Here is a 21,710-nt window from a genome sequence, read left to right as displayed (position 1 = left end):
AAGCTGCGCGCGTACCGGGCCAGGTTAGCCGTACAACTGCTGGAATCGACAGACCAAGCACGCCCAGGCGATGAAATCCGCATGCGATTTCCAAGATCGCGACGAAATCAGCAGCTGCCACGCTTGCGAACAGAGGTCCGATCGGGCACAGTGGCGGCGTGGCCAACCGCGACCGGAACGCCAGCGTTCCCCTCGACGCCGCCTCCAAGGCGATCATCGAGCAGCTCCAGGAGGACGGGCGCCGCCCGTACGCCGCCATCGGCAAGGCCGTCGGCCTGTCCGAGGCAGCCGTACGGCAGCGCGTCCAGAAGCTGCTCGACCAGGGTGTGATGCAGATCGTCGCCGTCACGGACCCGCTCACCGTCGGCTTCACCCGCCAGGCGATGGTCGGGATCCGGGTCGAAGGAGACATCGAACCCGTCGCCGACGCGCTGGCCGCCCTCGACGAGGTCGACTACGTCGTCTGCACCGCAGGCTCGTTCGACCTCCTGGCCGAACTGGTCTGCGAGGACGACGAGCACCTGCTCGAACTGATCAACAAGCGCATCCGCGCGCTTCCCGGCGTGCGGAGCACCGAGAGCTTCGTTTACCTGAAGCTCCGGAAACAGACCTACACCTGGGGCACCCGATGACAGCCGACCCGGCGCAGAAGGACCTTTCCAAGACCGCCTACGACCACCTGTGGATGCACTTCACCCGCATGTCGTCGTACGAGAACTCCCCCGTGCCGACGATCGTCAAGGGCGAAGGCACCTACGTCTGGGACGACAAGGGACGCAAGTACCTCGACGGCCTCGCCGGCCTGTTCGTCGTCCAGGCCGGCCACGGCCGCGAGGAGCTCGCCGAGGCCGCTGCCAAGCAGGCCAAGGAGCTCGCCTTCTTCCCGGTGTGGAGCTACGCCCACCCGAAGGCCGTCGAGCTGGCCGAGCGCCTGGCCAACTACGCCCCGGGCGACCTGAACAAGGTCTTCTTCTCCACCGGTGGCGGCGAGGCCGTCGAGACCGCCTGGAAGCTTGCCAAGCAGTACTTCAAGCTGACCGGCAAGCCCACCAAGTACAAGGTCATCTCGCGTGCGGTCGCCTACCACGGCACCCCGCAGGGCGCCCTGTCCATCACCGGCCTGCCGGGCCTGAAGGCCCCGTTCGAGCCGCTGGTGCCGGGCACCCACAAGGCCCCGAACACCAACATCTACCGCGCCCCGGCCTTCCTGGCCGGCCCCGACGGCACGGTCGACCCCGAGGCGTACGGCCGCTGGTGCGCCGACGAGATCGAGGTCGCGATCCTCAACGAGGGCGCCGAGACCGTCGCCGCCGTCTTCGTCGAGCCGGTGCAGAACGCCGGCGGCTGCTTCCCGCCGCCGCCCGGGTACTTCCAGCGCCTGCGCGAGATCTGCGACCGCCACGACGTGCTGCTGGTCTCGGACGAGGTCATCTGCGCCTTCGGCCGCCTCGGCACCATGTTCGGCGCCGACAAGTTCGGCTACCAGCCCGACATGATCACCTGCGCCAAGGGCATGACCTCGGGCTACTCCCCGATCGGCGCCACGATCATCTCGGACCGCCTCGCCGAGCCGTTCTACAAGGGTGACAACACCTTCCTGCACGGCTACACCTTCGGTGGCCACCCGGTCTCCTCCGCGGTGGCGCTGGCCAACCTCGACATCTTCGAGCGCGAGGGCCTGAACCAGCACGTCCTCGACAACGAGTCGGCGTTCCTGGGCACCCTGAACAAGCTGCGCGACCTGCCGATCGTCGGCGACGTCCGCGGCAACGGGTACTTCTACGGCATCGAGCTCGTGAAGGACAAGGTCACCAAGGAGTCGTTCAACGACGACGAGGTCGAGCGCGTGCTCTACGGCTTCCTGTCGAAGGCGCTCTTCGACAACGGCCTGTACTGCCGCGCCGACGACCGTGGCGACCCGGTGATCCAGCTGGCCCCGCCGCTGATCTCCGACCAGTCGACCTTCGACGAGATCGAGCAGATCCTGCGGACCAGCCTCACCGACGCGTGGGCGAAGATCTGACCACCTGATCTTTCTTCCTCACCCTCCGCCGAAGGGCGGTCCCGCTCCCCGCGGGACCGCCCTTCGGCGTTCGCGGCCCCTTCCGGCCGCCTCCCTCCGGTTTTTTCGGACGATCTCCCCGACCAAACACGCCTGATTGCGGGCGATTTGCCCGTTATGGACCAGTGCGCCGCACCCGCGCCCGGCTCCAGTCGTTCTAATCTGACGAGTGTCATATCCCTGCGGCCACCCAGGATGGAACCTCATGTCAGCGGCCCCGCCTGACAACGACGTGCTGTGGGCCCGGGGGATCGTCAAGTCCCATCACGGCACCCCGGCCCTGCGCGGCATCTCGCTCGGCGTCCGGGAGGGCGAGGTACTGGCCGTGACCGGCCCGCGCGGCTCCGGCAAGAGCACCCTGCTCGGCTGTCTCTCCGCCCTCCTCCCGGTCGACGAGGGCGAGGTCTGGTTCAACAGCGCCCCCGTGCACACCCTGGCCCGGGCCGGCCGCGAGCGGCTGCGCCGCGACCGCTTCGGCTTCGTCGGCTCCGAACCGCACCTGGTCCCCGAACTGACCGCCCGTGAGAACGTCGCGCTGCCCCTGCTGCTGGCCGGGGCCGGCAACAAGGCCGCGTACACCGCCGCCGACGAGTGGCTGGAGCGACTCGACGTGGGCGAGGCCGCCAGGCAGCGGCCCGACCGGCTGCTCCAGAGCCAGCGCCAGCGGATCGCCGTCGCCCGCGCGCTCGCCCCGCTGCCGCCCGTCGTCTTCGCCGACGACCCCACCGCGCCGCTGCACCGCGAGGCCGCCGACCAGGTCCTGCGGATACTGACCAGCGCGGCCCGTTCCCACCAGCTCACCCTCGTCCTGGCCACCCACGATCCCGAGCTCGTCCGGTTCGCGGACCGCTCCGTCGCCCTCGTCGACGGCCGGCTGACCGCCCCCGCCGCCCCCGTCCCGCGCGGTCTCCCCGGAGCCCCTGGAGCCCCCGGAACAGTCGGCACACCGGGAGCGGCCGGAGCCGCCGCCGTATCGGCCACCCGCCGCTGACGCCGCCCCGCGGCTGAAAGAGTCGACGTGTTCTATCTCCGTCTGGCCCGGGGCTACCGGGTGCTCGACCTCGGCCGCTGGCTGCTCACCGCCCTGGCCGGCGCAATCGTCGCCGCCTTTCTGCTGCGCGCCCTCGGCCGGGCGCTGAGCGACCCGCTCGGCGGCACCGACGCCGTCGTCCGGCTGCTCTGGTGCCTGCCGCCACTGGCCGCCGTCGCCTGGTTCGCTTCCGTCGCCGCCCGCGCGGTACCGGCCCAGCGCCCCGAGCGGATCACCGGCCTGACCACCGCCGGCGCGGGTGTCGCCCGCATCCGGGCCCTGATCGCCGGCGAGGTCGCGCTCGCCTGCACCGTCGGAAGCGCACTGACCCTGCTGGTCTTCCTGGTCCTGCGCAATGACATCGCCGGTCCCTCGCTCGCCCCCGAGCTCGGCATGGGCGTGCCGCTGCCCGCCGCCGCACCGGTCACCCTGCTCGCCCTGGTCCCGCTCACCTCAGGGATCGCCGCGGCCGGCGCGGTGCCACTCGCCGAGACCCTGCCCGGCGTGCCCCGGCCCGCACGGTCCGGCTTCGGCCCGCTGCGGATCGCCCTGCCGATCGGCCTGGCCGTACTCGGCCTCGCCCTGGAGCTCATCGCCCTGCGGCCCGGCGCCGCCGCCGACGGCCGTCCGATCCACCTCCCGGCCGGGCTCGGCAGCACCAGTACCGCCGCGCTCGGCGGCTGGGCCGCCGTCGCCCTCGGCCTCGCGCTGCTCACCGGCCCGCTGCTCTCCTGGACCGGGCGGCTGCTGGCGGTCGGCCGGCCCACGCCCCTGCGGCTGCTGGCCGGCCGGGGCCTGACCGCGCAGGCCCGCCGGCTCGGGCCGCCGCTGGCCGTGCTCACCCTCGCGGTCGCGATGGTGCTCACCACCGTCCGCTACTGGATCGGCACCCCCGACAGCGCCGACGCGCTGCCCGCGATCGAGGCCTGCCTGGTGCTGGGCTGCGCGGCGGCGGCCGTGGCGGCCCGGCTGGCCGAGGTCCGCACAGCCCGCCGGGACGTCACCGCCGCACTGCTGCGGATCGGCACCTCGCCCCGGCTGCTGTTCGGCGCCGTCGCGCTGCGTACCCTCGCGGTCGGCACGGTCCTGCTGGTCACCGGCGGGCTGACCGCCGCGCTCGCGGCCGCCGGGCTGCGCTGACGCCTCGCCCGGCGGCGTTCGGCCCGCCGTGATTCAGGATCCGGTGGTTCAGCCCGCCGCGGCGAGCTGGCCGCAGGCCCCGTCGATCTCCTGGCCACGGGTGTCCCGGACGGTGGTCGGCACACCGTGCGACTGCAGCCGGCGGACGAACTCACGCTCGTCCTCGGGCCGGGAGGCCGTCCACTTCGAGCCGGGGGTCGGGTTCAGCGGGATCAGGTTGACGTGCACCCGGTGGTTCTTGATCAGCCGGCCGAGCAGGTCCGCCCGCCACGCCTGGTCGTTGATGTCCTTGATCAGCGCGTACTCGATGGAGATCCGGCGGCCGGACTTCTCCGCGTAGTTCCACGCCGCGTCCAGCACCTCGGCGACCTTCCACCGGGTGTTGACCGGGACCAGCTCGTCGCGCAGTTCGTCGTCCGGGGCGTGCAACGACAGCGCGAGGCGGCAGCTGAGGCCCTCGTCCGCGAGCCGGTTCATCGCCGGGACCAGGCCGACGGTGGAGACGGTGATGCCGCGCTGGGAGAGGCCGAAGCCGTCCGGCGCGGGGTCGGTGAGCCGGCGGATCGCGGACAGCACCCGCTTGTAGTTGGCCAGCGGCTCGCCCATCCCCATGAAGACCACGTTGGAGAGCCGGGCCTCGCCGCCCGGGATCTCGCCGTCCTTCAGCGCGCGCATCCCGGCGGCGATCTGCTCGACGATCTCGCCGGTGGAGAGGTTCCGGGTCAGACCGGCCTGACCGGTCGCGCAGAACGGGCAGTTCATGCCGCAGCCGGCCTGCGAGCTGATGCACATGGTCACCCGGTCCGGGTAGCGCATCAGCACCGACTCGACGAGCGTGCCGTCGAAGAGCTTCCAGAGCGTCTTGCGGGTGGTGTCGTCGTCGCACGAGACGTGCCGGACCACCGACATCAGCTCGGGCAGCAGGCTCTCGGTGAGCTTCTCCCGGCTGGCGGCGGGAATGTCCGTCCAGCTCGCCGGGTCGTTCGACATCCGGCCGAAGTAGTGGTTGGAGAGCTGCTTCGCACGGAAGGCCTGCTCGCCCAGCTCGGCGACGGCCTCCTTGCGCTCGGCGGGGCTCAGGTCGGCGAGGTGTCGCGGGGGCTTGGCGCCACGCGGCGCGACAAAGGTGAGTTCTCCGGGCTTAGGCATGGTTGTTCCAGTGTCGCAGACGTTCCGGATGCCCCGAACGGCGCGGGCCCCGGACGCTTCGGCGTCCGGGGCCCGTCGGTCGGTTGTGCGGTGCTCAGCTGCCGACGAAGGCCGCGAGCAGCAGCCAGACCACCGGAGCGGTCGGCAGGAGCGAGTCCAGCCGGTCCATGATGCCGCCGTGGCCGGGCAGCAGGGTTCCCATGTCCTTGATGCCGAGGTCGCGCTTGATCATCGACTCGCCCAGGTCGCCCAGGGTCGCCGTGACCGCCGCGCAGCCGCCCAGGATCAGGCCCTGCCACCAGCTGCCGCCGTCGATGATCAGTTGCATCAGCAGGGCGCCCGCCAGCATCGACAGGCCGATGCCGCCGGCCAGGCCCTCGCGGGTCTTGCCCGGGCTGATGGTCGGGGCCAGCTTGGTCTTGCCGAACTTGTAGCCCACGGCGTAGGCGCCGGTGTCGCTGCAGACCGTGACGATCAGGAAGAGCACGATCCGCTGGGGACCGTCGTCGGCTGCCAGCATCATCGCCACGAAGGTGGCCAGGAACGGGACGTAGAAGGCGGTGAAGATCCCCGCCGTCACGTCCCGCAGGTAGTTCTCCGGCGGCGCGGCCATCCGCCAGACCATCACCGCCAGCCCGGTCAGCGCGAGCGAGGCCGCGGCCCACTGCACCCCGGCCCAGTAGCCGGTCGCGACCATCGCGACGCCACCCGCGGCCAGCGGGATCAGCGGCGCCTTGATCTCCTTGCGCTCGGCCAGCCGGCTGGTCAGCTCCCAGACGCCGACCACCACGGCCGCCATCACCACGACCAGGAACAGCGCCTTCACGACGAACAGCGAGGCGACGATCACCGCGCCGAGCCCGACGCCGACGCCTATCGCGGCCTGCAGGTTGCGACCGCCGCGCTGCTTGGGCGGCTGCGGCCGCGGATCGGGCTGGGCCAAAGGTGTCTCCTGCCCTGAATGGGACGTCGGCACGAGGTGGGGCTGCCCGGCCGCCGGGTGGCTCGGTGGCGGCGCGGGATGCACCGGGGCTCCCGGGTACGGCCGACCGCCGCGGCCGGGGGCGACGTCGTCGGTTATCGCGCGCAGCACGACCGTCTCCGCCGCGCCCGGCACCGGCGCCTCCGGCTGCTCGTCCCGGAACAGCGGGCCGCTCAGCCTCCCGGCCTCCCGGGCCGGCCCCTCCGCGGGGCCGGGCCCCGGGTCGGCCGGTACGGGAGCCATGACCTGAGTCTCCTCCGCGTCACCGCCCCAGTACACCGGAGGCTGCTGCGAGTGACCCGTTCGGTGTGCGGGGTCACCCGCAGCAGCAGCCGGCGCGACCGGGAAGGCGGCCTGGCCGCCCGGGTGGCCGGGGTACTCCTGAGCCCGCTGCGGCCCCGGCTGCTGCGGCCGCCGGTGCTGGTTCTGCGGCGGCTGCGCCTGCTGCGGCGGGCGGTACGGCTGGTACTGCTGGTCGGATGGGCCCCAGTAGCCAGGGGCGTCAGGGGCGTCGTTCATCAGACTTCGAGCAGCTCGGCTTCCTTGTGCTTCAGCAGCTCGTCGACGCTGGCCACGTACTTGGCCGTGGTGTCGTCGAGCTCCTTCTCGGCACGGCGGCCGTCGTCCTCGCCGACCTCGCCGTCCTTGACCAGCTTGTCGATGGCGTCCTTGGCCTTGCGGCGCACGGAACGGATCGAGACCTTGGCGTCCTCACCCTTGCCGCGGGCGACCTTGATGTACTCGCGGCGGCGCTCCTCGGTGAGCTCCGGCAGCACCACCCGGATGATGGAACCGTCGTTGGACGGGTTGACACCCAGGTCGGAGTCGCGGATCGCCTGCTCGATGGCCTTCAGCGCGGTCTTGTCGAACGGCGCGACGACCGCCATCCGCGGCTCCGGCACCGAGAACGAGGCCAGCTGGTTGATCGGCGTCACGGCGCCGTAGTACTCCGCGACGATCTTGGAGAACATCGCCGGGTGCGCACGGCCGGTACGGATCGCCGCGAAGTCGTCCTTGGCGACGGTGACGGCCTTCTCCATCTTCTCCTCGGCCTCGAGGAGGGTCTCTTCGATCACTGTGTACTCCCTGTCCGGTTCATCTGCTGTTGTCCCGACCGGTATCGGCGTCGAGGCCGGTCGTGGTGTCGACGTCGTCCGGTACGGCTGATTGCTGCTCAGGCCCGGACAGAATCCTGGCTGATGAGTGTGCCGATCTTCTCACTCTTCACCGCGCGCGCGATATTGCCCTCCGCCAGCAGCTCGAAGACCAGCATCGGGAGGTTGTTGTCCTTGCACAGCGTGATCGCCGTGAGGTCGGCGACCTTGAGGTCGCGCGCGATGACCTCGGAGTACTCCAGCGCGTCGAACTTGACCGCGTCCGGGTTGGTCCGGGGGTCGGAGTCGTAGACGCCGTCCACACCGTTCTTGCCCATCAGCAGCACGTCGGCGTGGATCTCCAGCGCCCGCTGGACGGCCGTGGTGTCGGTGGAGAAGTACGGCATGCCCATACCGGCACCGAAGATCACCACACGGCCCTTCTCCAGGTGCCGGACGGCGCGCAGCGGCAGGTACGGCTCGGCCACCTGGCCCATGGTGATGGCGGTCTGGACCCGGGTCTCGATGCCTTCCTTCACCAGGAAGTCCTGGAGGGCCAGGCAGTTCATGACGGTGCCGAGCATGCCCATGTAGTCGGAACGGGCCCGGTCCATGCCGCGGACCTGGAGCTCCGCACCACGGAAGAAGTTGCCGCCGCCGATGACCACTGCGACCTCGGTACCGGCGCGGACGACCGTGGCGATCTCACGTGCGATCGCGTGCACGACGTCCGGGTCGACGCCGAGCCCGCCGCCACCGGCGAAGGCCTCACCGGACAGCTTCAGCAGCACCCGGCGGCGGCTGCCGGCCTGGGGGTCCTGCGCGGTCTCCTGCGTCTCCTGCATGGACTTCTCCTTCTGCACCTACTGGTTCACAGGCGCGGGTGTGCGGATGCCCGGCCTGCGCGTACACGCGAGGAGGCCACTGCCGCGGGAACCGGTACGGTGTCCTGCACGGCAATGGCCTCCTCGTCGTTCATGGTGCCGACGCGGCCCGCCCATAGACGGATGACGCTGGGTGAGCCCGTTCGGCGCGTTCCTCCCGCCCTGGTCAGCGGGCGGGGGCGGTTCCCAGCCTAAGCGTGCTGGGAGCCCGGTGGAACGTGGCTCAGGCGCCGACGCGGAAGCGGGCGAAGCGCTTGAGGGCGACGCCGTTCTCCGCGAGGACCTTGGCGACGGTCTTCTTGCTGTCCTTCGCGAAGGCCTGCTCCAGGACGGAGTTCTCCTTCACGAAGCCGGTGACGCGACCCTCGACGATCTTCGGGAGGGCGGCCTCCGGCTTGCCCTCCTCGCGAGCGGTGGCCTCGGCGACGCGGCGCTCGTTCTCGAGCTCCTCGGCCGGGATGTCCTCGCGGGACAGGTACTTCGGCGCGAAGGCGGCGATGTGCTGCGCGACGTCCTTGGCGACCTCGGCGTTCTCCTTGTCCAGCTCGACCAGGACGCCGACGGCCGGCGGCAGGTCGGGGCTGGTCTTGTGCAGGTAGACCGCGACGAAGCTGTCGCCCTCGAACTGGGCGAAGCGACGGAAGACGATCTTCTCGCCCAGGGTCGCGTTGGCCTCGTCGACGAACTGCTGAACGGTCTTGCCGGCCTCGATCTCGGAGGCCAGGGCGGCCTCCAGGTCGGCCGGGGAGGTGGCGGCGACGTGGGCGGCGAGCGCCTCGGCGACCTCGACGAACTTGTCACCCTTGGCGACGAAGTCGGTCTCGCAGTTCAGCTCGACCAGAACGCCGGCCTTCTTGTCCTCGGCGATCAGCGCGGCAACGGCGCCGTTGGAGGCGTCGCGGCCCTCGCGCTTGGCAACGCCCTTCTGGCCCTTGATGCGCAGGAGCTCGACGGCCTTCTGGACGTCGCCCTCGGCCTCCTCCAGAGCCTTCTTGCAGTCCATCATGCCGGCGCCGGTGAGCTCACGGAGCTTCTTGACGTCCGCGGCGGTGAAGTTCGCCATGGTGTGAATCTCTTCTCGCGTCTCGCGTGTCTGCGTGGGGTTGTGCCGGGACCGCTGGTTCGGTCCCGGCACGGGAGAGAGGGGCACCTACCGGTGTCGTACCGGCGGGTGCCCCTCACCCTTGGTACGTCAGGCCTGCTCGGCCGGAGCGTCGGCGGCGGGGGCCTCGACGGCAGCGGCCTCAGCGGCCTCAGCGACGGGAGCCTCGGCGGCGGCGGGGGCCTCGGCGGCCGGAGCCTCCTCAGCCTTCTTCTCGCCCTCGATGAGGTCCTTCTCCCAGTCGGCCAGCGGCTGGTCGGCACCCGGCTCGGCCTTGACGTCGCCCTTGGCGACACCCGCGCGGGCCTTGAGGCCCTCGGCGACGGCGTCGGCGATCACGCGGGTCAGCAGGGTGACGGAGCGGATCGCGTCGTCGTTGCCCGGGATCTTGTAGTCGACCTCGTCGGGGTCACAGTTGGTGTCGAGGATGGCGACGACCGGGATGTTGAGCTTCCGGGCCTCGCCGACCGCGATGTGCTCCTTCTTGGTGTCCACGATCCAGACAGCGCTGGGAACGCGCTGCATGTCGCGGATACCGCCGAGGGTCTTCTCCAGCTTGTCGTGCTCGCGCTGGAGGACCAGGAGCTCCTTCTTGGTGAGGCCGGAGCCGGCCACATCCGCGAAGTCCAGCTCGCCGAGCTCCTTGAGGCGCTGCAGACGCTTGTAGACGGTCGAGAAGTTGGTCAGCATGCCGCCGAGCCAGCGCTGGTTCACGTAGGGCATGCCCACGCGGGTGGCCTGCTCGGCGATGGCCTCCTGGGCCTGCTTCTTCGTGCCGACGAAGAGGACGCTGCCGCCGTGGGCAACGGTCTCCTTGATGAACTCGAAGGCGCGGTCGATGTAGTTCAGCGACTGCAGGAGGTCGATGATGTAGATGCCGTTGCGCTCCGTGATGATGAAGCGCTTCATCTTCGGGTTCCAGCGGCGGGTCTGGTGACCGAAGTGGACGCCGCTCTCCAGCAGCTCCCGCATCGTGACGACGGCCATAGCCGTACTCCTAAGGTGTTGCGCCCGGCTCTCACGCAGTCGACGTCGTGGTTCGCGCGGTGGCGCTCCCCGCTCGGTCGTCTGCGTACGGCCGGGTCAGGCTCGGTTTGTCCGTGGCAGCCAGGTGACAGCCACGCCTGACGCCCCGAACGTGCCGAGCTGCTTCTGCCCTTGCGGTCCGGGGACCGGGCGGGCTCGGCAGACCGAGCGGCACTCGCACCTGGCGAGGGCGGCGGCTGAGCCGCATCCGTCCACCGGTGGCGGGGCGTGCGAAGTCGACCCGGCGGACCGGGTCGCGTGTGAAGTGTACGGGAAGCGCCGAGCGGCGGGCGACTCCGCGGCGGGCGGGGGTGGGGGTGGGGCGGGTGCAGACGGGTGTTTGGAGGGGTGGAGCGGGGTGGCGGCTGGCTTCGTACGCCCGTTTGAGGGACGAATGTTTTCCACAGGGCCGGCTTGTCCACAGGAATCGGGACGCGAGTGGTCCGGCCACGGTCCGGCGGGGAGCCTCGTCCCCATGACAGCTCATCCCGGCTCTGGCGGCTCCTTCGCCGCGGCCAGCGCCGGCTCCCCCTCGGCCGGTTCCCTTTCCGTCGGCTCCGCGTCGGGGCGGCGGACCGGCCCCGTGCTGCCGCTTCCGCCGCCAGGGCCTGGTCCCACCCGCCGGGTGCTGCTGCTCACGCTGCTGGTGCTGACCGTACTTGCGCTGGTCGCCCTGCCCGGACGGGTGGGCCGCGCGGCTCCCCGGTCGGACCGGGCGTCGGAGACGGCACCCGGGGCGGGGACTGCGGCTGGATCGGGAGCGGATCCCGGCCTTGAGACCGGTCCTGATCGCGGTCGCGCTCGCGGCCTCGGTTCCGACGCCGGGGCGCGGCGGGCATGGCCGACGGGCGGGCCGGGCTCGCTTGTCAGACGGTTCGAGGCACCGGAGAAGCCGTGGGCCGCCGGACACCGGGGCGTGGATCTCGCGGCCGGGCCCGGAACGGACGTGCGGGCGGCGGCCCCGGGGGTGGTCGCCTTCTCCGGCCTCGTGGCGGGCCGACCAGTGGTCACGATCACGCACCCGGCTTCCGGCACTCCCCCGTTGCGTACCACCTATCTGCCCGTCACCGGCACCGTCGCCGTGGGTACTCCGGTCGAGGCCGGCCAGGTGATCGGGCAGCTCGGCCCCGACCCCGGCCACTGCGCCGACGGTGGCTGTCTGCACTGGGGACTGCTGCGTGGCGAGCGGTATCTCGACCCGCTGGCCCTGTTCGGTGCGGGCGCGGCACGACTGCTGCCCCTGGTAGGCGGGCGGTGAAGCAGGTGGTGTGGCGGGCCTTGAGCCTGCCGTGGACCTGGTCCATCGGTCCGGACGCGGTGGACCGCGGTCCACCGCTCGGTCGCTGGGCACCGATCCGTGACCCGCGATCCCCGCCCGTACCGGCCGCAGTGGGTCAGCTCCGGCCCAAGCCGTGGAGGGCGAGGGCGACGGCGGCGTCCGCGACGACTTCCGGGCTCTCGGCGGGGCCTCTGGCGGCGCTCTGCTCGGCCCGCCGGACGGCGGCCTCCACGATTCCCTGGAGCAGCACGGCCGCCAGGCGGGGCTGCTCGTGACCGAGGTCCTCCAACGCCTGAACCACCAGGCCGACCAGCTTGCCGTGCGCGGCCCGGATGCGCTCGCGCGCCGCTTCGTCGAGCTCCAGCGCCGAGATGGCCGCCACCGCCCGGTGGCGCGGGTCCCCGGCCAGCGCCAGCTGGCCCCGGACGTACGCCTCGATCCGGCCGGCCGCGGTGTCGCAGCTTCCCATGCCTGCTTCGATCTCGGCCGCCCAGAGCGGGAAGTCCACCTCGCAGAGCACCTCCACCACTGCGGCGCGCGACCTGAAGTACTCGTAGACCGAGGAACGCGCCAGGCCGGTGCGCGCCGCGAGCGCGGGGAAGGTCAGGGCCTCCATGCCTCCCTCGGTGAGGAGGCTGCGGGCAGCGTCGAGGAGGGCTGCCCGCTGCAGCTGGCGATGCTCGGCCAAAGTGGCCGCTCGGATCTTCGGCACGATCCCACTCTACGGAGCCCTACACACCGCCGATACGGCGCCGCGCATCCGGGGGGAGCCGCAGGAGCACGGCGCGGCGTATGCGGCACGCCCGGCGCCGCTCGCCACCCACCAGTCGCCACCCACCTACGGCGCGTTCTAGCGGATGTCGGACAGCTTGGCGCGCAGTTGCAGAACCGACTTCGTGTGGATCTGGCTGACCCGGCTCTCCGTCACCCCGAGGACCTGCCCGATCTCGGCAAGGGTCAGCCCCTCGTAGTAGTAGAGCGTCACCACGGTCTTCTCCCGCTCGGGCAGGGTGTTGACCGCCTGCGCCAGCAACCGGCGCAGCTCCCGGTCCTCGGCCACCTCCACGGGGTTGTCCGCGCCGTGGTCCTCCAGGGTGTCCACCAGGCTCAGCCGGTCGCCGCCCTCACCGACCGGGTGGAGCAGTTCGTCGAGCGCCACCACGTTGGCGAGGGACAGCTGGCTGAAGATGGCGTGCAGATCCTCGATCGCGATGCCCATCTCGGCCGCGACCTCGGGCTCGTGCGGGGTCCGGCGCAGCCGGGCCTCCAGCGTCGCGTACGTCCGCTCGACCGCCTTCGCCTTCTGCCTCACCGAGCGCGGGATCCAGTCCAGCGCCCGCAGTTCGTCGATGATCGCGCCACGGATGCGGCTGATCGCGTAGGTCTCGAACTTGATGGCCCGGTCGATGTCGAACTTCTCGATGGCGTCGATCAGCCCGAAGACGCCCGAGGAGACGAAGTCGGCCTGCTCGACATTGGACGGCAGTCCGACCCCGACCCGGCCCGCCACGTACTTCACGAGGGGTGAGTAGTGCAGGATCAGCTGTTCTCTCAGCCGCTGGTCACCCGTCCCCTTGTAGGAGCGCCAGAGGGCTTCGAGCGCCGTGCGTTCCTGACCGTCCGCCTCCCGGCGCTGCCCGGGCGCGCCCGAGGAAGAACGCGCCGGACCCGCCCCGGTCACGCCGGGCGCGCCGGGCTGGTCGGGGCGCGCGCCGGCTTGTGCCGCGACGTGCGCTCCGCCGCTCTGGTCCTCCCGCCCCGCCGAGGGGGGACAGACCGTCGACGAGGCGCCGGGCGGGGGGTCCGCCTCGGTGCCCGCTGCGGTGGCGGCCGCGTCGGCAGACTGGCCGGGCACCGAGGCCGACCGACCGGCCTGCCGTGCGAGGCCCCCCATCGCGCCCGTCGCCTTGGGCGGGAACTCGGTCACGGGGCGCCGCTCGGTCCGCGGCCCGCCCGAGGACCGGGCGCCACCGGTCACTCTGTGTCCGGGAATGTGTGTGGGCATGCGTTGGTCTGCGCCGTTCTGCCGAGTCATGTGCTGATAGGGAAGACAGGGCGAGCGTAGCGTGACCGACTCACTGCAATGCGCTACCGCCACTCGGTCGTCCCCCGATCCGGTGGCGTTCCCCCTCCCCGGATCCCGGTGCCTGCGGCCGATCGGCCCGGCCACCGGGTCACCCCTCGTTGCCCCGTCTCCTGGCTCCCCGCGATGCCTCGCCCCGTTCCCTCACCGTGCGTCCGGTCCAATGCCCTCTCGTCCGTCTGGTCACCTCCTCCGCACCAGCCGCCAATGGGCGCCGTGCCGCTCCACGTAGCCGAGCGATCCCAACTCGTACAGCCGCTGGAGCACTTCGTCCGGCGAGAGCCCCGACTGCCGGGCCAACCGCTCCACGGGCGCCCCCTCTGCCGTCGCCGGCACGGCCTCCAGCACCTGTGCCACAGCCGGCTCCAGCAAGTCCCGGGGCAGAACCGGGCCGCTCCGCTGAGGCGCCAGATCGTCGCCGATCGCACCGATCAACTCGGCCACCTCCGCGGCGTCGGTGACCAGGGTGGCGCCACCGCTACGGATCAGGGCGTGCACTCCGGCGGAGAGTTCCGACGTCACCGGCCCGGCGACACCCATGGTGTACCGGTTGAGGTCGCGGGCGCGCCTGGCTGTACTCAGCGCCCCGCTGCGCATCGCCGCCTCGACCACCACCGTCCCCCGGGTGAGGGCGGCGATGACACGGTTGCGCAGCACGAACCGGAAGCGGTTCGGGTGCTCCCCCGGCGGGAGTTCGCTCAGCAGCAGCCCCTGGGCGGCGATCCGCCTGATCAGCTCGGCGTTTCCCCTCGGATAGGCCACGTCCACGCCACAGGCGAGGACCCCCATCGTCATTCCGCCGGCGGCCAGCGCTCCTCGATGGGCGGACGCGTCGATCCCGTACGCCGCACCGGAGACCACCACCCACCCGCGTTCGGCCAGTTGAGCCGACAGCTCCCCCGCGACATACGCCCCGTAGGCCGTACAGGCCCGCGAGCCGACCACGGCGACCGAGCGAAGGGCCAGCAGTCGCAGCGAGCCCGTCCCGGCCACCCAGAGCCCGATCGGCCGCCCGTCCCCCAGATCGTCCAGTTGGCTCGGCCATTCCATGTCGCCCGGAATGATGAAGCGCCCACCGGCCACTCGTACCCGTTCCAGGTCGTCTGCGGGGTCGACGTCCGCGAGTCTGGCCCGGTAGCCGGCGAGTCGGCCGGCGTCCAGCTCGGGGTGGTCGGGCACAGGACCGCCCCGGATCGCCTGAACCACGTCAGCGGCGTCGAGTTGGGACAGCCATCGGCCGAGGACGGCGTCTCCGGGTTCGCTGAGCCTGCTGAGCACGGCCCTGGCGCAGCGCTCGGGCTCGGTCCGCGAGGCGCTCTGGGAGGGAGGTTGAGGGTGGTTCATCGTCCGGTTCACTTGCGGTGTCCTCGTTCTCTGCACACTGGTCAGATGCCACGCTCGGCCGGGCCGGGCCGGGTGGGCTTCTCCTCGCCCCGCCCGCCTCCCTGCTCCGGGACGCGACTGAGCTGACGAAAGGAGCGCTCCGCCGGCAGCCCTTGCTCGACGCCGGTGCGCAGGACGAGGGCGGTCCGCACGTCCCGTTGGTCCGGGCGGTCTCGACCCGCGAGGTCGGCGACCGTCCAGGCCACCCGGAGCACCCGGTCCAGGCCGCGGGCGGTCAGCAACCCGCGCTCCAGTTGGCGCGCGGCGTCGTTGAGTGCGCCGGGCGCGAGCTGCCAGCGGGTGCGCAGTTCATGACCGGGCACCTCGGCATTGGTCTGCCACGGGGTGTTCGCCAGCCGCGTCGCCGCACGCTCGCGCGCCGCCAGCACCCGGGCCGCCACGGTCTCGGTGGTCTCCGCCGTGCTGTCCCGCTCCATGAGTTCGATCCTGGTCACCGGGGCGACCTGAACCTGGAGATCGACCCGGTCCAGTAGCGGCCCGGACAACCTCCCCTGGTACCGGCTGACCATCACCGGGGTGCACTCGCACCCCTCGCCGCGCCGCGAGTGCCGGCCGCAGGGGCACGGATTCGCCGCCAGGCAGAGCAGGAACCTGGCCGGGAGTCTGAGCGAACCCGCCGAACGTGCGATCACCACCTCGCCCGACTCCAGCGGTTGACGCAGCGCGTCGAGCACCCGGACCGGGAACTCCGGTGCCTCGTCCAGGAACAGGACGCCTCGATGGGCCAGTGAGACCGCACCCGGTCGCGGCAGGCCGCTGCCACCGCCGACAATCGCCGGCATGGTGGTGGAGTGGTGCGGGGCGCAGTAGGGCGCGCTGTCGATCAGCGGCCGGCCGGCCGGGAGCAGTCCCGCCACGGAGTGGACGGCGGTGACCTCCAGTGACTCCTTCTGGGTGAGCGGCGGGAGCAACGCGGGCAGCCGTTCGGCCAGCATCGTTTTGCCTGCGCCCGGCGGGCCTTTCAAATAAAGGTGGTGGCCTCCGGCGGCGGCGATCTCCAGCGCTCTCCGGGCCTCGTACTGGCCCGCCACATCGGCCAGGTCCATATGGGCCGACTTGTCATCGGGCAGGCCTCGCACACCCGCGCTGGGGAGCATCAGCCCGGCCATCAGGGGGTCGGGGCGGCCGCCGATGGGGTCGGGCGGTTCCTCCGGCTCGGGTGCCCCGGTGAGGACGGCGATCAGCTGGCGCAGGCTGCGCACGCCGATGACGGTCACGCCCGGGACCAGTGAGGCCTCGGCGGCCGTCTGCTCGGCCACCACGACCCGCTGGTACCCGGCGTCGGCGGCGGCCAGCACCGAGGGGAGCACACCGCGTACCGGCCGCACCCGGCCGTCCAGCCCCAGCTCGCCGATGATCAGCAGGTCGGCGATGGAGGACGGATCCAGCCGCTCGGCAGCGGCGAGAACGGCACACGCCACCGCGAGATCGAAGCCGCTGCCGCTCTTGGGCACCGAGGCGGGGCTGAGTCCGACGGTCAGCTTGCGCTGGGGCCAGGCCTCGCCACTGTTCACCAGGGCCGCACGCACCCGGTCGCGGGCTTCGGAGAGGGCCTTGTCGGGCAGGCCGACAAGGGTGAACGCGGCGACTCCTGGCTCCAGATCGGCCTGGACCTCGACGATCACTCCGTCGACACCGACCAGTGCCACGGAACAGGTACGAGCGAATGCCATCTCAGACCACCCCTCGCAGGTGGTCCACCAGGGCCGCGCCGCGGAACCGGTTGATGACGGCCACGAGGTCGATGCGGACGCCACCGGGTGGCACAGGTGGCCATGGCGGATCCGCAGGCCCGTTACCGGGCTCGGGCTGGTACTCGGAGCCGGCCAGCCTGGCGAAGTGGCCGGGCCAGCGCTCCGCCATCCAGCGCTCCGCGAGGCGCTGCAGCCGAGCGGCCTTGGCCTGGTCGATGGCCTCGCTGGGCTGTTGGAACCCCCGCTCGGAGCGGGTCTTCACCTCACAGACCGCCAGGGTGTCGCCGTCGAGGGCGACGATGTCCAACTCCCCTTCGACACACCGCCAGTTGCGGTCCAGGATGCGGAGCCCGTCCTCGACGAGGCGGCGCGCGGCGACCCTTTCGCCATAGCGGCCGAGGCCGTTGTTGGTACTGCGCCCCGGGCTGTTCTTCTCCGGGCGCGGCGGAGCAGGCCCGACGGCGGTCGGCGACCCTCCGTCCGCCGGCCGCACTGTCTTCCGTCTGGGCTGCCCGTCCAACCGGGCTTTCGCTGTCTGCTTGCGCGGGGAGCGCTTCGTGTCCTGCACGATGACCACCTCCGCTGTGGAGGTTGCCGCGCAGCCCGGGACCAGACCAGAGAGTTGTTATTTCCTGTGGATAACCAGGGCCTGTGGATAACTTCTGTCACCTGGAGGGGTGAGAATCCCGGAATACTCGGAATTCCTCTGGACACCACCGGCCCAGACGGTCCAACGTCAGTTCCCGAAGCCGGCGTCGTCCGAGGGCAGCTCCAGATCACTCTTCGCGAGCTCCTCGATGTTCACGTCCTTGAAGGTCAGCACCCTGACCTTACGGACGAACCGAGCCGGCCGGTACATGTCCCAGACCCACGCATCCGCCATCGACACCTCGAAGAAGACCTCGCCCTGGACCGAGTGCACCTGCAACTCGTAGTCGTTGGTGAGGTAGAAACGCCGCTCGGTTTCGATCACGTACTTGAACAGGCCGACGACGTCCCGGTACTCCCGGTAGAGCTTGAGCTCCATCTCGGTCTCGTACTTTTCGAGATCTTCGGCACTCATCCAGGCGTCCCCTCAACTTGTCACGTCCACCCATTGTGGACCACCGCACCCACCCTCAGAGCCGTACTGGAGTGACTGGCGGCCCCTCGGCCAACAGTTGCTCCACAAAGTCCGCCAGTCCGACCGGGTAGACCGTCTCGGCGGTTTCCCTGAGCTCCTCGATCGTCCACCAGCGCGCCGCGAGCAGTTGGGCGTGTTCGTCGTCGCCCATGCCCGAGTGGTCGAGCACCGTGTCCGTGGTCCGGGCCAGGTGGAACCACTGCTCCTGCTCGTAGTGCTGCCCCCGAAAGGAGAACGAAGCCGTGCCGTACGCCACCAAGGGCCCCAGCTCCACGCCCCGCAGTCCGGTCTCCTCCGCGAGCTCCCGTACGGCTGCCTCGCGCACGCCCTCGCCGGGCTCCAAGCCACCCCCCGGGGTGAACCACCAGGTGACACCCGGTACCGCCGGGTCGGACCCCCGGAAGAGAAGAAGGCGCTCCTGCCCGTCCAGCAACAGGATCCTCGCCGCTCTGCGACGCCGTGCCGTCATGGCAGATCTCCACACTCCTTCCGTTCGCCCCGGTGGCTCTCCCGATCCTGCCACCCGGCACGACCGTCCGGGGCGATGTTCGGCAGAGCGGGCAGGTCCAGGGCCGCGGCACCCGGGTTCAGGACGCGCGGCGGTTCCGGAGCCGACGGGTCAGGCCCGCCACGCCGCCCACCGCCGAGGTCACGACGATCAGCGCCGCGCCTACAACGGTGGCGTAGGCGGCCGGCTCCAGCGGGCCCGGTTCACCGGCCTTCGGGCCACCAATCACATCGAAGGCCGAGGTCCTGGCGAACATGCCCGCCCGACCGAACGGCAGGACGGTGGACTCGACCCGGGCCTGCACCTCGCCGGCCGGGATCGTTCCCCCGTCCACCTCGAGGTGGGCACGGGAGTCCAGCGATCCCTGCCGGTTGTCGCCGAGCAGGAACAGCCGCCCGGGCGGCACCTCCACGCTGAACGTGCCGCTCTCCGCGCTCTGCGCAGCCAGGTAGGGCTCGTCCACCGGCTTGCCGTTGACGGTCAGCCGGTGGTCGCCTCCGGTGATGGCCACCGTGTCGCCGCCCACCGCGACGACCCTCTTGACCATCAGCTCGCCGCCCCAGACCTGGTCACGGAAGACCACGACGTCACCGCGGCCGACGGCGCCGTCATCGATCTTCCGGGCCAGAACGGTGTCCCCGACCTTGAGCGTGGGGGTCATGGACGCGGTCGGGATGTTGTAGGGCCGGTAGTCCAGGGCCATGACCGCGAAGCCGCCGACCAGCAGGACCAGTCCCAGCGCGATCACCGCGCCCTGCAGCACGGCGGCGGGCCGGCGCCGAGGCCGGGCGGCGGCCGGCGGGCGGTCGGCCACCTGTTCCACGACACTGCTCATCGACACCGTCCACCCCTGCCCGACCTGGAAGCGCTCGCGACGCACCGGGGCCACAGGCGGGAAACCCGGCGGGCCGTGGCACGTCCGAGCAGATTACTCGTCGGTACCACGGCCCGCGCAAGACCCGGGGGCTACCCGGTAACGGTCAGGGCTGCTTCTTTCGGTCCGCCCGGTCCCTCAGCCGGCGTACCACCGGGAGCAGACCGACCGCGCCGACGGCGCCGGCCACGGGGGGCACGAGCGGCGCGGCCCCCGACAGCCCCTTCTGGTCGAAGGTGTCTGGTACCGGCAGCGTCGACCAGTGGTTGACCGGCCAGGCCACCACGAAGGCACGCCCGATCACCTCGTCCACCGGGACCGTGCCGCCGCCCGGCTGGTCCATGTGGAAGCGGGAGTCCAGGGAGTCCGCGCGGTGGTCGCCCATCACCCAGATCCGACCGGGCGGCACCTTCACCGGGCCGAAGGGCTTCGTACCGCAGGGGGTGTTGCCCGCGAAGACGTACGGCTCGTCGAGCACGGCCCCGTTGACCTTGACCGGGCCCTCGCCCTCGCACTCGACGGTGTCCCCGCCGACCGCGATGACGCGCTTGATCAGGTCCTTCTCGTTCGTGGAGGGCATCAGGCCGACGAAGCTGAGCACGTCCTGGATGCCTCGGACGAAGGAGTTGCTGCTCTGCTGGACGGGCTCGTCGTTCAGCCAGCCGCCCGGGTCGTGGAACACCACGACCTCTCCGCGCTCGGGCTCGGCCCCGAACCACGGAGTCAGCTTGTCCACCAGGACACGGTCGCCTACCTGAAGCGTGTTCTGCATCGATTCCGACGGAATGGAGAACGCCTGGACGAAGAACGTCTTGATCACAAGAGCCAGGACCAGTGCGATACCGACCAGGATCGGCAGTTCCTTCCAGAAGGAACGCTGCTTGCGCTCCTCGCCGACGGACTTCTCGTCCGACGGCTCGTCCTCCGAACCCGGCTCGACCCGGAAGGCACCCAAGGAGTCACCCGTATCGTCGGCCGGTTCGTCTGCGGACGGGGCCGCCGTGTCCTCGGCGGGAGCCGAGGGCACCGCGGACTCGGCGGACCGGGCCGCCCGGCTGCCGGAGCCCTCGGGCTCTCCGGCGCCTGAGCGGGCGCCGATCACCAAATCCCCCACAACGTCTCCTCCCTGCTGTGCGGACGCCCGCGCGCCCGCGCTCACAGTGCCGCACAGCGGGCACCACACTCCACCATCGGCCGTGAACGTCTCAGAGCCGCCCGCGTCGGGCACACCTGACACCAACACAGCCGCAGAACACAACCGGCCTGGTGCACCGGTCACTCCAGCACTTCTCTATCACTCCCAGGCATCCGGCTCGCGATCCCACACGCGTGATCTTGCTGGTCGCCGACCGGCACGGCCTACTCCCGTGGTCGTGCCGACCGACGGACGACAAACGGAAGAATGCCCAACACACCCATAACGAGCGGAGGTTCCATCGGAATCGGCCCAGCGCCCGGCAATCGCGAAGCTTCCCCGCGAGCCGCCGGAGCCCGCGCCACTGAGGAGAGTGAACCCGGTGCATCAAGTTGATGGAACCGGTCCAACGGCCACGCGATCACAAAAGCCCGGCCCACCACACCGCTCAGCGGGATAGTCCCCTGCCCCGGATTCGCCATGTGGAAGCGGGAGTCGGCGGACACGTCCCGGTGGTCGCCCATGACCCAGAGCCGCCCCTGCGGAACCTTCACCTTGAAGGGCTGGCGGGACGGCGGGTTCCCCGGTGCCAGGTACGGCTCGTCCACCACAGCGCCGTTGACGCTCACCCGCCCCTGCGCGTCACAGCACTCCACGGTGTCCCCGCCGACACCGATCACGCGCTTGATCAGATCCTGCTCGCTGTCGGACGGCAGCAGCCCGACGAAAGTGAGGACCTGCTTGGCCCCGCGCAGTACCGGCCCGTCCGTGGACGGCTTGTGGTCGGCCTCCAGCCAGCCACCCGGGTCCTTGAACACCACCACGTCACCGCGCTCCGGCTCATTGCCGAACCAGGGGGTGAACTTGTCCACCAGTACCCGGTCCCCGATCTGGATGGTCTGTTCCATCGAACCCGAGGGGATCACGAAGACCTGCACCATGAAGGTCTTCATCACCAGTGCCACCAGCAGTGCCACCACGACGATCAGTGGAAGCTCGCGCAGGAGAGAACGTCTGCGACGGCGGGCCGCCCGGCGGGCGGTGCGGCGGCGCTCGGCCCGGCCGCGTACCGGTGGCGCCGCTTCCTGGGCGGGTGTCTCCTCCGGGCTGCCCGAGGGCTCGGGGGCGGGACGGTCGGCCA

Annotated in this window: 21 protein-coding genes; 5 read left to right on the top strand and 16 right to left on the bottom strand. The window is 71.1% G+C overall.

The features are described 5' to 3' along the window. The first annotated feature begins 158 nt into the window (after positions 1-158). The 4 genes from ACIQIB_RS28665 to ACIQIB_RS28650 all read left to right on the top strand — a co-directional run bounded on the left by ACIQIB_RS28665 (position 159) and on the right by ACIQIB_RS28650 (position 4,232). Complete coding sequence (locus ACIQIB_RS28665) at positions 159-632, top strand: Lrp/AsnC family transcriptional regulator (protein WP_030243538.1); 474 nt, start codon at positions 159-161, stop codon at positions 630-632. Continuing rightward, complete coding sequence (locus ACIQIB_RS28660; protein WP_363608967.1) at positions 629-2,023, top strand: aspartate aminotransferase family protein; 1,395 nt, start codon at positions 629-631, stop codon at positions 2,021-2,023. The genes ACIQIB_RS28665 and ACIQIB_RS28660 overlap by 4 nt, the downstream gene beginning before the upstream one ends. A 244-nt stretch (positions 2,024-2,267) precedes the next feature. Then, positions 2,268-3,053, top strand: coding sequence for an ABC transporter ATP-binding protein (locus ACIQIB_RS28655; protein WP_363608965.1), 786 nt, complete (start codon positions 2,268-2,270; stop codon positions 3,051-3,053). Between the two features lie 27 nt (positions 3,054-3,080). Further along, the gene (locus ACIQIB_RS28650) at positions 3,081-4,232 is read left to right on the top strand and encodes a hypothetical protein (protein ID WP_363608964.1); all 1,152 of its coding nucleotides are present in this window, start codon (positions 3,081-3,083) and stop codon (positions 4,230-4,232) included. Positions 4,233-4,280: 48 nt separating this feature from the next. Here the strand turns inward: ACIQIB_RS28650 and rlmN are convergent, their stop codons facing one another. The 6 genes from rlmN to rpsB form a co-directional block, all read right to left on the bottom strand. Further along, positions 4,281-5,381 (bottom strand): 23S rRNA (adenine(2503)-C(2))-methyltransferase RlmN, encoded by a 1,101-nt coding sequence (rlmN, locus tag ACIQIB_RS28645; RefSeq protein ID WP_363608962.1) that lies wholly within the window; start codon positions 5,379-5,381, stop codon positions 4,281-4,283. A 94-nt stretch (positions 5,382-5,475) separates the two neighbouring features. Next, positions 5,476-6,606, bottom strand: a complete 1,131-nt coding sequence (locus tag ACIQIB_RS28640) for a phosphatidate cytidylyltransferase (protein WP_363609006.1) — start codon at positions 6,604-6,606, stop codon at positions 5,476-5,478. Between the two features lie 275 nt (positions 6,607-6,881). Further along, a complete protein-coding gene (gene frr / locus ACIQIB_RS28635; protein WP_363608960.1) occupies positions 6,882-7,439 on the bottom strand; it encodes a ribosome recycling factor in 558 nt (185 codons plus the stop codon). Positions 7,440-7,537: 98 nt separating this feature from the next. Continuing rightward, positions 7,538-8,302 (bottom strand): UMP kinase, encoded by a 765-nt coding sequence (gene pyrH, locus ACIQIB_RS28630; RefSeq protein ID WP_148642763.1) that lies wholly within the window; start codon positions 8,300-8,302, stop codon positions 7,538-7,540. A 262-nt stretch (positions 8,303-8,564) separates the two neighbouring features. Then, positions 8,565-9,404, bottom strand: coding sequence for a translation elongation factor Ts (tsf, locus tag ACIQIB_RS28625; protein WP_363608958.1), 840 nt, complete (start codon positions 9,402-9,404; stop codon positions 8,565-8,567). Between the two features lie 129 nt (positions 9,405-9,533). Further along, positions 9,534-10,430, bottom strand: coding sequence for a 30S ribosomal protein S2 (rpsB, locus tag ACIQIB_RS28620; protein ID WP_363608956.1), 897 nt, complete (start codon positions 10,428-10,430; stop codon positions 9,534-9,536). A gap of 955 nt (positions 10,431-11,385) precedes the next feature. Here rpsB and ACIQIB_RS28615 point away from each other — a divergent pair. Beyond that, positions 11,386-11,727: a peptidoglycan DD-metalloendopeptidase family protein gene (locus ACIQIB_RS28615; protein WP_400658704.1), complete on the top strand. Its 342-nt coding sequence runs from the start codon at positions 11,386-11,388 to the stop codon at positions 11,725-11,727. A gap of 136 nt (positions 11,728-11,863) precedes the next feature. Here ACIQIB_RS28615 and ACIQIB_RS28610 read toward each other — a convergent pair whose 3' ends face one another. The 10 genes from ACIQIB_RS28610 to lepB (ACIQIB_RS28565) all read right to left on the bottom strand — a co-directional run bounded on the left by ACIQIB_RS28610 (position 11,864) and on the right by lepB (ACIQIB_RS28565) (position 21,549). Then, a complete protein-coding gene (locus ACIQIB_RS28610) occupies positions 11,864-12,436 on the bottom strand; it encodes a helix-turn-helix domain-containing protein (protein ID WP_363609004.1) in 573 nt (190 codons plus the stop codon). A 162-nt stretch (positions 12,437-12,598) separates the two neighbouring features. Then, positions 12,599-13,429 (bottom strand): RNA polymerase sigma factor WhiG, encoded by an 831-nt coding sequence (gene whiG, locus ACIQIB_RS28605; RefSeq protein WP_400761527.1) that lies wholly within the window; start codon positions 13,427-13,429, stop codon positions 12,599-12,601. A 585-nt stretch (positions 13,430-14,014) separates the two neighbouring features. After that, positions 14,015-15,175, bottom strand: a complete 1,161-nt coding sequence (dprA, locus tag ACIQIB_RS28600; RefSeq protein WP_400761516.1) for a DNA-processing protein DprA — start codon at positions 15,173-15,175, stop codon at positions 14,015-14,017. 41 nt (positions 15,176-15,216) lie between these two features. Beyond that, on the bottom strand, positions 15,217-16,908 hold the full coding sequence (locus ACIQIB_RS28595; protein ID WP_400761513.1) for a YifB family Mg chelatase-like AAA ATPase: 1,692 nt from the start codon (positions 16,906-16,908) through the stop codon (positions 15,217-15,219). A gap of 1 nt (position 16,909) precedes the next feature. Then, a complete protein-coding gene (locus ACIQIB_RS28590; RefSeq protein WP_400761511.1) occupies positions 16,910-17,497 on the bottom strand; it encodes a YraN family protein in 588 nt (195 codons plus the stop codon). 168 nt (positions 17,498-17,665) lie between these two features. Further along, positions 17,666-17,992 (bottom strand): DUF2469 domain-containing protein, encoded by a 327-nt coding sequence (locus ACIQIB_RS28585; protein WP_329929696.1) that lies wholly within the window; start codon positions 17,990-17,992, stop codon positions 17,666-17,668. Between the two features lie 55 nt (positions 17,993-18,047). Beyond that, positions 18,048-18,521 (bottom strand): NUDIX domain-containing protein, encoded by a 474-nt coding sequence (locus ACIQIB_RS28580; RefSeq protein WP_363608946.1) that lies wholly within the window; start codon positions 18,519-18,521, stop codon positions 18,048-18,050. Between the two features lie 118 nt (positions 18,522-18,639). Continuing rightward, positions 18,640-19,395 (bottom strand): signal peptidase I, encoded by a 756-nt coding sequence (gene lepB, locus ACIQIB_RS28575; RefSeq protein ID WP_363608944.1) that lies wholly within the window; start codon positions 19,393-19,395, stop codon positions 18,640-18,642. Positions 19,396-19,540: 145 nt separating this feature from the next. Continuing rightward, positions 19,541-20,548, bottom strand: coding sequence for a signal peptidase I (gene lepB / locus ACIQIB_RS28570; protein WP_400761508.1), 1,008 nt, complete (start codon positions 20,546-20,548; stop codon positions 19,541-19,543). A 245-nt stretch (positions 20,549-20,793) separates the two neighbouring features. Further along, the gene (lepB, locus tag ACIQIB_RS28565; RefSeq protein WP_400658694.1) at positions 20,794-21,549 is read right to left on the bottom strand and encodes a signal peptidase I; all 756 of its coding nucleotides are present in this window, start codon (positions 21,547-21,549) and stop codon (positions 20,794-20,796) included. Positions 21,550-21,710: the final 161 nt, after the last annotated feature.

This window comes from Kitasatospora sp. NPDC092286 (genome assembly GCF_044755565.1).
In the GTDB taxonomy this organism is placed as follows: Bacteria; Actinomycetota; Actinomycetes; order Streptomycetales; family Streptomycetaceae; genus Kitasatospora.
Note: the sequence above shows the minus strand (reverse complement) of the source record. Positions and strands in the feature narration are given on the sequence as shown.